This is a genomic window from Actinoplanes solisilvae (genome assembly GCF_003999975.1).
Taxonomy (GTDB): domain Bacteria; phylum Actinomycetota; class Actinomycetes; order Mycobacteriales; family Micromonosporaceae; genus Actinoplanes; species Actinoplanes solisilvae.
The window spans coordinates 66698-78393 of record NZ_RJAC01000017.1 but is presented as its reverse complement, the minus strand read 5'-3'; the positions used below and the strand labels follow the sequence as shown (position 1 = coordinate 78393).

The 11696-nt window shown below is 70.7% G+C and carries 10 protein-coding genes; 3 read left to right on the top strand and 7 right to left on the bottom strand.

The window, feature by feature from the left end:
- A complete protein-coding gene (locus EER30_RS32495; RefSeq protein ID WP_240670440.1) occupies positions 1-1134 on the top strand; it encodes a PP2C family protein-serine/threonine phosphatase in 1134 nt (377 codons plus the stop codon).
- 53 nt (positions 1135-1187) lie between these two features.
- Here EER30_RS32495 and EER30_RS32490 read toward each other — a convergent pair whose 3' ends face one another.
- The 3 genes from EER30_RS32490 to EER30_RS32480 all read right to left on the bottom strand — a co-directional run bounded on the left by EER30_RS32490 (position 1188) and on the right by EER30_RS32480 (position 5071).
- A complete protein-coding gene (locus tag EER30_RS32490; protein ID WP_127504488.1) occupies positions 1188-2903 on the bottom strand; it encodes a substrate-binding domain-containing protein in 1716 nt (571 codons plus the stop codon).
- 238 nt (positions 2904-3141) lie between these two features.
- Entirely contained in the window at positions 3142-4203 is a 1062-nt protein-coding gene (locus EER30_RS32485; RefSeq protein ID WP_127504487.1) for a lactonase family protein, read from the bottom strand.
- Positions 4204-4276: 73 nt separating this feature from the next.
- Positions 4277-5071, bottom strand: a complete 795-nt coding sequence (locus tag EER30_RS32480) for a hypothetical protein (protein WP_127504486.1) — start codon at positions 5069-5071, stop codon at positions 4277-4279.
- A gap of 159 nt (positions 5072-5230) precedes the next feature.
- Here EER30_RS32480 and EER30_RS32475 point away from each other — a divergent pair, with 159 nt between their 5' ends.
- A complete protein-coding gene (locus EER30_RS32475; protein ID WP_164842550.1) occupies positions 5231-6412 on the top strand; it encodes an AfsR/SARP family transcriptional regulator in 1182 nt (393 codons plus the stop codon).
- Here the strand turns inward: EER30_RS32475 and EER30_RS32470 are convergent.
- The 4 genes from EER30_RS32470 to EER30_RS32455 are packed head-to-tail and all read right to left on the bottom strand — an operon-like array spanning position 6353 to position 10769.
- Positions 6353-6952, bottom strand: a complete 600-nt coding sequence (locus EER30_RS32470) for a GTP-binding protein (RefSeq protein ID WP_127504484.1) — start codon at positions 6950-6952, stop codon at positions 6353-6355. The two genes, EER30_RS32475 and EER30_RS32470, sit on opposite strands and share 60 nt — an antisense overlap.
- A complete protein-coding gene (locus EER30_RS32465; RefSeq protein WP_127504483.1) occupies positions 6933-7307 on the bottom strand; it encodes a DUF742 domain-containing protein in 375 nt (124 codons plus the stop codon). Before EER30_RS32465 ends, EER30_RS32470 begins: the two co-directional genes overlap by 20 nt.
- Positions 7297-7719, bottom strand: a complete 423-nt coding sequence (locus tag EER30_RS32460; protein WP_127504482.1) for a roadblock/LC7 domain-containing protein — start codon at positions 7717-7719, stop codon at positions 7297-7299. Before EER30_RS32460 ends, EER30_RS32465 begins: the two co-directional genes overlap by 11 nt.
- Positions 7716-10769: a sensor histidine kinase gene (locus EER30_RS32455; RefSeq protein WP_127504481.1), complete on the bottom strand. Its 3054-nt coding sequence runs from the start codon at positions 10767-10769 to the stop codon at positions 7716-7718. The genes EER30_RS32460 and EER30_RS32455 overlap by 4 nt, the downstream gene beginning before the upstream one ends.
- Before the next feature lie 243 nt (positions 10770-11012).
- Here EER30_RS32455 and EER30_RS32450 point away from each other — a divergent pair, with 243 nt between their 5' ends.
- Complete coding sequence (locus EER30_RS32450) at positions 11013-11690, top strand: hypothetical protein (protein ID WP_127504480.1); 678 nt, start codon at positions 11013-11015, stop codon at positions 11688-11690.
- The last annotated feature ends 6 nt before the right edge of the window (positions 11691-11696 follow it).

Genomic DNA, 11696 nt, shown 5'->3' with positions numbered 1-11696 from the left:
TTGATCGACAGGCTACTGGTGCTCCGCCGGATGCTCACCGACGCGGCCGCCGATGTCGTGCCGGATCGCCTGGCCGAGGGAATCGCCAAGGAGTACGGCACCGCCGGCACCGAGTTGTACCTGGTGGATTACCGTCTGGCGGCGCTCGTGCCGGTCTTCGGCGGGCCCCCGCGCACCCATCCGGGCGACCCCGCCTGGCGCTGTTTCGACCATCAGTCGACCGTGCGCGAGGACGATGTGATTTTCCTACCGGTTTCCTCGCGGGGAGAACGAATCGGCGTTCTGACCTGCGAACCCGCTCCCGAAGGGCCGGACGCCGAGGCGGAACTGGCCGAGGTCGCCGTGGCGCTGGCCCACGAGCTTCAGGCGGCGGCCGACGGCACCGACCGCTATCAGATGGCCTCGCGCACCCGCCGGCTCACTCTCGCCGCCGAGATGCAGTGGGAACTGCTGCCGGGCCGCAGCCGGATCCGGCCGTCGTTCGGGCTGGCCGGTCAGCTCGAGCCGTCCTACGCCGTACGCGGTGACAGCTTCGACTGGGCCGACCAGGACGGCCGGCTTTCGCTGAGCGTGCTGAACGGCATGGGCGAGGGGGTCTCGGCGTCGCTGCTGACCGCGCTGGCCACCTTCGCGCTGCGCAACGCCCGCCGGGCGGGCATCGGGCCGGCCGACCAGGCCGCCCTCGCCGACCAGGCCATCTATGCCGAGCATCGAGGGGCGGCGCACGTGTCGGCGCTGATTCTCGAGCTCGACCTGGCGACGGGCGAGGTGCTCGCGATCGACGCCGGATCGCCCCGGCTGTTGCTGCTGCGCCGGGGAATCGTCCACGAGCAGCGGCTGACCGAGCAGTTCCCGCTCGGCATGTTCGAGGAGACCGACTACCAGGTGGAGAGCTTCCGGCTGGAGCCCGGGGACCGGTTGATGATGGTCAGCGACGGGGTGCACGACGCGGTCACCGCGGCCGGGCGGTACGGGGACGCGGCCCTGGCCCGCTTCGTGCGGCGCACCGGGCCGCTGGCGCCGTTGCAGGCCGTCCGGTCGCTGCTGGGTGACCTGCGGGCCTACGTCGGGGACGCCGAGCTCGACGACGACGCCGTCGCCGTGTGCCTGGACTGGACGGGCCCGGCGGACTGAAAGCGAGAAGGCCGCCACCTCGCGGCGACGGCCCTGCACGCGTACGCCTGAAATCAGCCGCCGGACGCGCCGGTGCGACGACCGATCGCCTCGACGAAGATCGCGCTCATCTTCGCCGGGTCCTTGGTCACGAAGACGCCGCCCGCGGGGGTCGCCTTCACGATCGTCTGCAGCTCGGACTCGCTGACCTGGTCACCGATGCCGATGATGACCAGGCGGATCGGCTTGGTCGGGTCGGTCTGCTTCTTCAGCTCGGCGAGCAGCTTCTGGAGCGTGATGCCGTCGGCGTTCTCGTTCTTGCCGTCGGTGAAGAGGATGACGGAGTTGACCCGGCCAGGCTGCCAGGACTTCTTCACCTCGATGTAGGCGTCGAGAACGGTGTCGTAGAGGCCGGTGTTGCCGTCCTCCTTCGGCACGATCTGGCTGATCGAACCCGCGACCTTGTCGCGTGACGTGGTCAGCGGGCTGATCGGCACGATCTGTTTCCAGGGCTTCTTGCCGTTCATCTCGGTCGAGAACAGCCACACGCCGACCGCCCACTTCTCGCCGAACATCTGCAGACCGGCCGCCGCCGCCTTGCGCGTCACCGCGGCCCGGCTCTGGTTGCCGGCCGTCGGCACCTTGGTGTTCATCGAGCCGGAGACGTCGAAGACCGCCAGGACCCGGCCGGGCTGCTTGATCGCCGTCCAGCTGCCGATCACCTGGCTCAGCGCGCTGGCGTCGAGCCCCGACGCGGCCTTGCCGCCGTTGTCGCCGCTGCCGCCGCCGACCGAGTTGTTGACACCGGGCGAGGCGTCCGGGGCACCGAGCGGGCGGGAGAAACCCGCACCGAACGAGCCGTCGGGCGAACGCAGCCCCGCCGCGCCGAGCGCGTTCTTGAACGTGGCCGAGGCGAGCTGGGCACGCAGACCCGCGGCCGCCTTCTGCTTCTGCAGGTCGACCTCGGGCATGACCGCGTAGGGGTAGTCGAGGGCCATCGGGCTGGGGTCGAGGTAGAGCGCGACCAGCAGCACCGGCGGCTTCGCGGAGTTGAACGACACCACGTCCTCCTCGGAGACCGGTGCCGCGCTCAGGGCGTCGCCGATCTCGTTGGGGTCGACCGAGCGGGGGAACCGGCCGATCAGCTCGTCACGCAACGCCGAGGCGCCGCTCGCCAGCGACTGGATCGCCTTGACCTTGGTGCCCTGGGCCTTCTCGCCGACGCCGGCCGCCTGGCCGAGCGCGAGCAGGCCGGCGAGGCCCGCCGAGTCACGGGTCGGGTCGGCGATGCCGGCGTTCAGGCTCGTGCTGTTGACCATGAGGCCGAGCAGCTCTTTCCAGCCGAGCTTCTTCTTGGGCCAGCCGACCTGCTTAGCGACCGGCTCGGGCATCGCCACGACGATCGGGCTCTGCGCGATCGGCTTGCTGTCGGACGGCACGAAGCCCGGAGCCTCGGACTTGAGCCGGAGGATCCAGGTGGAGGAGTCGGGGACCCAGACGTCCGGCACCTTGACGGCCTCGGGGGCCGTTCCGACACCGGCGAGGGTGACCTTGTGCTCGCCGGCGACGGCCGCGGCCATCGTCGCCGAGTCGACCTCGTCGACGGCGATGGCGACACAGGTGCCGTCGACGTTGGCGCCTTCCTGCACCCAACGCTGAGCGACCTGGTCGACAGCGGGGGCGACCTCGCCGGTAGCGGCGACGGTCAATCGAATGGAGCCGGTGCAGCCCTTGTCGGAAAGCTGCTGGTACCCGAGATAGGAACCAGCCAGAACGACGACTATTGCCATCGCGGCTCCGACGACGCCCGCTCCCCTGAGATTGAAGTTTCTACGATGGCGGCCAGACACGCGCTCCATAGTGCTGATCCCGGAACCTGAATGCCACATGCGTACGGTCGAAAGTTACTCGGATTAGAATCTTTGGCATCTTGTGTGACTGCCCGTATTGGAGTCATCTCGATCAGTGGCGGTCCGCGCCCGATTTGCGCGCTGTCCCACCTGGACGGTCATCTATCCCCTTCGGCCGTCAAGCTGGGTCGAGGGTGCCCGCAGTGGTCCAGCGCAGCAGACATGTCGGGGTGGGCTCGAAGGCCGGCTCCCCCTGCATCCGCGGAACACCGGTCTCCCGGTCGACTCGAAAAGTAGTCACGCTCTGTGACTTCTGGTTGGTTACGTAGAGGTGATCCCCCACGAGGATCATGTGCCTTGGCCAGTCACCTCCGACAGGCGTCTCGGCGGCCAGGACGGCCCGTTCGCCGTCCCACGCGAAAGTCGCGATCGTGTTCGCGCCACGGTTGGCGACATAGACGAAACGGCCGTCGGGACGCACCAGGATCTCGGACGGATAGTTCTCGCCCTCGGCCGTGGTGGTCGCCACGCCGCCGGCCCGGGCCAGCGATCCGTCGCCGGCCGGGCGCCACCAGGTCAGGTCGCCGCCGAGCTCGCCGACCACGAACAGGGCACCGTCGGGTGAGAAGCGCACGTGCCGCGGGCCGGTGCCGGGTTCGGCGGTCACCGCGGCCGGCAGCATCGTGAGGCGGCCCGAGACCCGGTCGAGCCGCGCCCGCCACACCCGGTCGGACCCGAGGTCGGCGATCAGCACGTCGTCGCGCAGCGGCAGGACCATGTGCGCGTGCGGCCCGGCCTGCCGATCGGCGACAGGCCCGCTGCCGTGCAGATCGAGCAGGTCGGAGCGCTCGGCCGGGACGCCCTCGGCGTCGAGCGGGAAGACGGCGACCGAACCGGTCTCGTAATTCGCCACCAGCAGGTGCCGGGCGTCGGCCGTGATCGCGAGGTGGGCCGGGTCACCACCGCCGGTGGGGCGGACCGCCAGCGGGGTGAGAGCGCCGTCCGGGGCCACCGTGAAAGCGCTGACCGTGCCGTCGGAGGCGAGCTCGTTCACCGCGTACAGGATGGGCAGTGTGGGGTGCCGGGTCAGGAACGACGGGCTGGGGGTGCGCACCGCCACGCCGAGGCGGGTGAGCAGGCCGGTTGCCGGATCCCGCCGCAGCAGGACGATGCCCTCGCCGTCACCGCCCTTGTCCGCCGTGTAGCCACCGACGAAGACGTGCTCATCGCTCGTGCCCATCCGCTGATCCCACCACACGAGGGCCGGGCGCGGACCCCCGTCGGTCCCGCGCCCGGCCCGGACGACTACGCGATCAGGCGTTCAAGATCTCGTAGACGAACTTCGTCGCCTTGGTCTGCTGGTCGCCGACGGGCACCGGCGGGACCTCGGTCGTCCCGAACCCGCTGTAGGTCACCCGATAGGTGGCGGCCTTCACCCCGGCCGCCGCCGGAACCTTGACGAGCATCGAGGTCAGGTGCCCGGCGTCGTTCACCGTCGCCTCGAACGGCACCGCCTCGGCCTTCTCGCCGAGCTTCGTGAGCACAGCCTTGTCGACGATCTCGGCGCGGGTGGAAGCGGTCAGGTCGGTCGTTCCGGCGTACTGGCCCCGGCCCTTGGTGATGACGCCGGCGGCGTTCCGCAGCAGGAGCAGGACCTCGCCCGGGTCGCTCTCGCCGTCGTAGCCGGCCGGCAGGCTCTGCCTGTCCTTCAGCTTCGCCGGGTCGACGACCAGCCACTTGTTCGGGATCTTGGGCATGCCCGGGATCTTCGGTTTGAAGGCGAGCTTGATCCAGCTCTTCTCCTCGATCATGAGCAGAGCCATCGTCACGGTGATGCCGTCGTCCGACTCGACGATCTTGAGCTGCACGGCCTTGCGGGACGAGTCGAGCGAGCCGGACATCGGCGTGCTGCCGCCCTTGATGTCGAACGCATAGGGAGGTGTCGTCTCGTCGGGCACCGCTTTGATCAGTGTTTCGAGCGGCGTGGCCACCGCCGCGCTGGTGGTCGGAGCCCCGGCTTCGGGCGAGCCGTCGACGAGGCCGCAGCCCGAAAGGGCGAGAGTGAGGACGGCGGCGATCCCGCCGAGGCGTGCCGTGGTGGGGTTCATGTCATCGGTCTTTCTCTCTGTGTCGAACCGGCCAGAGACAGGTTGGCGACCCCGGCTGCCGTTGCCCTGCCGCTATGCTGCTGACCCCTGCCGATCCGCTGCCTTCGCGGTTTCGTTTCGCTTCCGCCCAGCTCAGGGCGCTGTCGATCTGGAGAGCTCGTGCGCTTCGAGGTTCTCGGTGAGGTGCGGGTCCTGCGCGACGGCGAACCCGTCGACCTCGGCCCGGCCAAGCAGCGAGCCGTGCTGGCCGTCCTGTTGCTGCACGCCGGCCGGACCGTCCCCACCCACCAGATCGTCGACGCGGTGTGGGGTTACGAGCCGCCCGAGAACGGCGCGAACGTCGTGCAGAAACACATCGCCGGACTGCGCCGGCTGCTCGACCCGGACCGGGCGCCCCGCACGCCGAGCGAGCTGATCGCCCTCACCCCGGCGGGCTATGTGCTGCGCCTCGACGGGCACACCCTCGACGCCGACCAGTTCTCGGCGGCCGTGGCCGGCGCGGCGACGGCCGACGCGGTGCGGGTCGCGCTGGCCTTCTGGCGGGGCGAGGCGCTGGCCGGGCTCACCGGGCCGTTCTTCGACGCCGCGCGGGCCCGGCTGGCCGAGGGGCAGGCCACCGCGTGGGAACGCTGGGCCGAGCTCGAACTGGGCCGGGGACGTGACGCCGCGCTGGTGCCGGAACTCGCCCGGCTGGTCGAGCAGTTCCCGCTGCGCGAGGGGCTGCGGGCCCACCTGATGATCGCGCTGTCGCGCTGCGGACGGCAGGCCGAGGCGCTGGCCGCCTTCCAGAGCGCACGGTCCTATCTGGTCGATCAGTTCGGCACAGAGCCCGGTGAGCTGTTGCAAGAGGCGCACCGGCGGATCCTGCGCGGAGAGGCCCCGCCGGCCTATGTGGCGCCGCTGCCCCCGGTGTCACCCGCGCCCTACGCCCCCGAGCCTCGTCCGGCCCGCGTGCGCGTGCGTATCCCGTACGGGGAAATCGCCTTTGCCGTCGCCGTGCCGATCGTGACCTTCACCGTCGGCGCTTGGGTCTACTTCCTCTACGCGGCGGCCCGATACCACGATCGCAAGTTGTACCTGGCGGTGGCTCTCTACGTCGGGATGCTCGCGACCTGGCTCACCTGCATCGCACTCGATCCGACGCCGGAGGACATGAACGACACGACGACCACCGACGTGATCGGGATGACCACCATCGTCGCGACCGCGTTCTTCTCGGCGGTGCACGGTGCGGTCGTGGCGACCCACCGCGCGGCCGTCACCGCCGTGACCGCCGCCCTCTCAGCGAGAAGCGGCGGCGGCCAGCTGGCGGCGGGCAACATACTCGACAAGCTCGATTAGCACGTTGCGGGCGGCGGTCGGCTCGCGCGCGTCGAACAGGACGACCGGCACGCCCTCGTCGAGGTCGAGAGCGCGGGCCACCGCCTCGGCGCCGAAACGCTGCTCGGTGTCGAAGCAGTTGACCGCGACGACGAACGGCGTGCCGCGCTGCTCGAAGTAGTCGATCGACGGGAAGCAGTCGGCCAGCCGGCGGGTGTCGGCCAGCACGACGGCGCCGAGCGCGCCCTCGGACAGCTCGTCCCACAGGAACCAGAACCTGTCCTGCCCGGGCGTGCCGAACAGGTAGAGCTGCAGGTCGTCGGTGATCGTGATGCGGCCGAAGTCCATCGTCACGGTCGTGGTGGTCTTGCCCTCCACACCGTGCACGTCGTCGGCACCCTCGACGCCGGTGAGGACCTCCTCGGTCTGCAGCGGACGGATCTCGCTGACCGAGCCCACCATTGTGGTCTTGCCGGCGCCGAAGCCGCCCGCGATCAGGATCTTGAGCGCGACCGGGATGCGCGACGACGCGCCGTTGCGGTCAGAGCGCACGGAGTCCATTGACAACCGCCTTGAGTACGTCGACGTCGTGCGGCTGGGAGGCCGCCGGGGGTTCGTACAGCGAGATGAGTCCCGCCGAGCGTAGATCACCGAGGAGAACCCGGATCACGCCGATCGACAGGTCGAGGGCCGAGGCCAGCTCGACGACCGAGATCGGCTCCCAGGACGCGGCCACGATGGCGTGGTGCTCCGGGTGCAGCGGGCCGCCCTCGGGGTCCTCGCCGGCGGTGGCCACGACGAAGGCCACGAGATCGAACTCGCCGCCCTCGGGGGCCACCCGGCCCTGGGTCATCGCGTAGGGCCGGACCACTGGACCCGCGTCGTTGTCGAGCCAGTCGTGCGGTTCAGCCTGCATCGGGCCGCATCACCGTGGACCGCTCGGGGGCGCTCATGTTCTGGCCGACCCGGGTGACCAGCATCGCCATCTCGTACGCGATGAGGCCGAGGTCGGCGTCGCTCGAGGCGAGCACGGCCAGGCACGCCCCGTGCCCGGCGGCCGTGACGAACAGGAAGGCCGATTCCATCTCGACCACGGTCTGGCGCACGGGGCCGGCCCGGAAGTGGCGGCTCGCACCCTTGGCCAGGCTCTGGAAGCCGGCCGCCATCGCCGACAGGTGCTCGGCGTCCTCGCGGCTCAGGCCGGCCGAGCCACCCATGAGGAGCCCGTCGGCGCTGAGCACGACCGCCTGCTGCGCTGTGGGCACCCGATCCACCAGGTCGTCGAGGAGCCAGGTGAGGTGCGCGCGCTGGTTCGTCGTCTGTGTCACTTTGCGTCCTTTTCCGGCCTGGTCACATTGTCGCCGCCGGGGGCGCTCGAGCCCTGCCCGCCCCCGGATGGTGCCTCGCCCCGGGCGAACGCGAGATCCACGATCGCCGGGAAACTGACGGTAGCGGCATCCGCAAAGGAAGCATCACTCAGGCGTCTATCAATGCCCGTGTCGTCCGCATTAGACGTATCTTCAGATACGGAATCCGTCGTGACGGGCCCATCCTGCCGCTGATTTCCGTCGCCCGTCGCGGCGGGCGAATCACCCTGAGTGACGTTCGTATCGGCGAGATAGCGGGATGCGTCGATGCGGCCGCGGGTGGTGCCGAGTTGCAGGGCGCTCATGATGCTGCGCACCTGCTCGGGCGAGCGCAGCTGGGCCGGGAGCTCTTCGGGCGGCTCCTCGCCGGCGGCCCGGCGCAACTGCGGTGCCAGGCTGGCCTGCCGCACACGACGCGGCAAACCGTCCTCGGTGGACTCCGTCACCCCACTCGGCCCGCCCGCCCCGCTCGGCATGACCGCTTCCCTCGGCCCGCCCGGCCCGCTCGCTCCGGTCGGGGGCGGCGAAACGGGCGCCGCGAACATCGGGGTGGCCGAGGTCGGCATGACCGGCGCTCCGGTAGGCGCGGCGGTCAGCTCGGCCGTGTCTGTCGTCTCGGCCGGGAAGAGCGGGGACGCCGAGGTCGGCATGACCGGCGTCGAATTGCGGGGAACCGACCGCTGGGCGGGGATGGCGCCCGATCGCTCACGTCGCGCGGGAAACGCTCCCGCCCCGCGGCGCCGCGGTGACCCCTCGTTGCGGTTGGCGAGCTCGGCGCCGGCCGCGGCCAGATCGGCGTTGGTCGCCACCGGTGCGGCACCGGCGACCGGTTCCGCCAGGCCGGCGGTCAGTTCCGGCGTAGCCGGGGCCGGGGAGTCGGCCGGGCGGATGCGGCGGCGCTGAACCAGGCCGTCCTTGGACAGTCCCTCGGCGACCGAGCTGGGCGACGGGCCACTGACGGCCGGAACGGGTTGTACCGTGCCCTCGATGATCGGGCGGCCGGCCGCGGTGACCTGCTGCAGCTCTTGCGTGCCCTGCCATTGCAGCGCGGCCAGCGAGTGGCGCGACGGGTCGTCGGAGCCCGAGCCGACCAGCGGGCGCTCGCCGGAGGGCAGCTCGGCGGCCTGGGCGGCGATCAGCTCGCCGGGGACCAGCACCATCGCGGTGACCCCGGCGAACGCGGACGCCCGCAGCGACACCCGGATGCCGTGCCGGTGGGCGAGCTGGGCCACCACGAACAGCCCGAGACGGGCGCTGTCGGCCGGGTCGAAGTCGGGCGGCTCGACCAGGCGGCGGTTCGCCTCCTCGATCGCCTCGGGGGTCATGCCGAGACCGCGGTCCTCGATCTCGACGCCGTAACCGTTGGGCAGCACCTGACCCGAGACCTGCACGCGGGTGTGCGGCGGGGAGAACGAGGCCGCGTTCTCCAGCAGTTCGGCGAGCAGGTGGATGACGTCACCGACGGCACGGCCCAGCACCGAGGCCGACTCGACCGAGCGGATGTCGACACGCTTGTAGTCCTCGACCTCACTGATCGCGCCCCGCACGACGTCGATCATCGGGACCGGGTTGCGCCAGCCGCGGCCGGGAGCGGCGCCGGCCAGGATGACCAGGTCTTCGGCGTGACGGCGCATGCGGGTGGCGAGGTGGTCGACCCGGTAGAGGTCTTCCAGCTCCTGAGGCTCGGTCTCGCGGCGCTCCATGCGGTCGAGCAGCGCGAGCTGGCGATGCAGCAGGGTCTGGCTGCGCCGGGCGATGTTGAGGAACACCTCGTTGAGCCCGCGCCGGACGTTCGCCTCCTCGACCGCCGACTGCACGGCCGTACGCTGGACGTCGTTGAACGCCTGGCCGAGCTGGCCGATCTCGTCGCGACCGTACTCGAGCGGCGGCGTCTCCACCTCGACATCGACGTCTTCGCCCCGCTGCAACCGTCGCACCACTGTGGGCAGTCGCTCGGCCGCCATCTCGCGCGCCTCGCCGTGCAGGTGCCGCAGGCGGTGGACGATCGAGCGGCCGACCCGGAACGACAGGTAGACGGAGAAGGCGAACGCGAGCAGGCCGAGCAGGGCGGCGAGGCCAAGGCGTACGAGGATCTTCTCGGCGACCGGACGGGCCCGATCGGTGAGGGAGTCGGTGGCCGCGACCTCGAACGCCCGCAGCTCCCGGGCCACCGCCGCGTACGCGGGCCGGAACTGGCCGCTGCTGACCGGCGTGGCAACGCCGTCGCGGCCCTGTCGCACGAGCTGGTTGAGCAGGGTGTCGAGCCGGTCGTAGGCGGTGCCGCCGCGCAGCTCGGCGAACGCGGTGCGGTCGGTCTCGGCCATGTCCTCGACACCGCGGTCGAGCAGGAAGCGGGCGGTGCCGACGTCCTGCACGAGCTGGCCCCGCAGGTCGGCGGTGAACTTGCCCGCCGCGGTGGCCCCGCCGACCAGGGCGTCGACCCGGCTCAGGAACTCCTGACCCTGCCCGACCGTGGTGAGCGCCCGCAGCTCGCGGTCGATCCGCTCGTCGTTGAAGGTGGCGGTGGCGGCGAAGGTCTGGAAGCCGGCGCTGATCACGCTGTTGTAGAGGCCCTGTGCGCCGATCGGGTCCATCGCCCGGCGGTCGACGTGCCCGCGGTTGCCGGTCAGGCTCTCGATCTGGACGAGGAACTGATCGATGCGGGCGCGGAGCGCGTCGCTGGTCGCGTCGCGCGCCTCGGCGCCCTCGGCGAGGCCACGGAAACGGGCGACCGCCCGGTCGGTGGCGCTGCGCTGGTCGAGCAGCGCCTGCGACGGCGGACCGGTGGACGAGAGATATTCGACGCTGAACAACCGCTCCCGCTGAAGCTGGCCGACCAGCTCGATGCCGGGGTTGCCGACGTTGTCCAGCACCGTCCGCGCGGACAGCAGGGTGAACGCCGGTCCGGCGGTGAGCGCCGTCGCGAAGAGCCACAACGCCAGCAACGCCGTCAGGGGGACGGCGGCCAGAATGATGATCTTCGAACGGATCGACCAGTAACGCTTCTTCATCAGGCTCCGCTCTTTCGCGTACGCCTTGGGGAGGATACGGAAAAGGTCCGGGGCGAGCCACCGCCGGGGCGCACCTTAAAACGTGCTTAAGTCCGTTTTGGCGGCGGAGATTGGCACGGCCGGGCCGGTCGGCCTTATGACACCGTGAGCAGGCGATTACCGAGGGAAACGAAACCGGGGTCTCCGAACGGGATTGACGAAGCACCAGGGATGGGAATACCGGGGTCGATAAGAGGAGGCCCCATGTCCCCCACAGCCACCGTCATCCTGATCATCGTCATCCTCGTCGTGGTCGCCGCGGTCCTCTACGGGATTCGTGTCATGCGGCGCAAGCAGTTGCAGAACACCTTCGGACCGGAGTACGACCGGGTGGTCGCCGACTCCGGGAACCGCACCGAGGCCGAGCGCGAACTTCGCGAACGTGAGAAGCGGCACGCCTCGCTCGAACTGAAGCCGCTCTCGGCCGAGGCGCAGGCCACCTACTCGGCGAACTGGGAGGAAGTGCAGATCCAGTTCGTGGACGACCCCACCCGCGCGGTCACCGCGGCCGACGATCTGGTCACCCGGCTGATCACCGAGCGCGGCTACCCCACCGGCGAGTACGACGACCGGCTCGCCGACCTTTCCGTCGAGCACGCCCGCACGCTGGAGCACTACCGCAAGGCGCACGAGATCAGCAAGCGGAACACGGCGGGCGAGGCCGACACCGAGGACCTGCGGCAGGCGCTGGTGCACTACCGGGCGCTCTTCGCCGACCTGCTCGGAGCCGACCCGGTGCCGTCGACCAGCGCCGCGTCCACCGGCACCACCTCGACTGGTACTACTGAAGAGTCCACCACGCGCCCGCAGTCCACATCGGAGCAGCCGCCCGCTCCCCGTACGGCCGCCGACGAGTCCCCCGCCCGCGACACCAGCCGCTAGGAGTCC

Coding starts and splice junctions, on each gene's coding strand:
- EER30_RS32455 (WP_127504481.1), bottom strand. CDS start 10,769: ATGAAGAAGCGTTACTGGTCGATCCGTTCGAAGATCATCATTCTGGCC.
- EER30_RS32490 (WP_127504488.1), bottom strand. CDS start 2,903: ATGGCAATAGTCGTCGTTCTGGCTGGTTCCTATCTCGGGTACCAGCAG.
- EER30_RS32465 (WP_127504483.1), bottom strand. CDS start 7,307: ATGCAGGCTGAACCGCACGACTGGCTCGACAACGACGCGGGTCCAGTG.
- EER30_RS32485 (WP_127504487.1), bottom strand. CDS start 4,203: ATGGGCACGAGCGATGAGCACGTCTTCGTCGGTGGCTACACGGCGGAC.
- EER30_RS32450 (WP_127504480.1), top strand. CDS start 11,013: ATGTCCCCCACAGCCACCGTCATCCTGATCATCGTCATCCTCGTCGTG.
- EER30_RS32470 (WP_127504484.1), bottom strand. CDS start 6,952: ATGGACTCCGTGCGCTCTGACCGCAACGGCGCGTCGTCGCGCATCCCG.
- EER30_RS32480 (WP_127504486.1), bottom strand. CDS start 5,071: ATGAACCCCACCACGGCACGCCTCGGCGGGATCGCCGCCGTCCTCACT.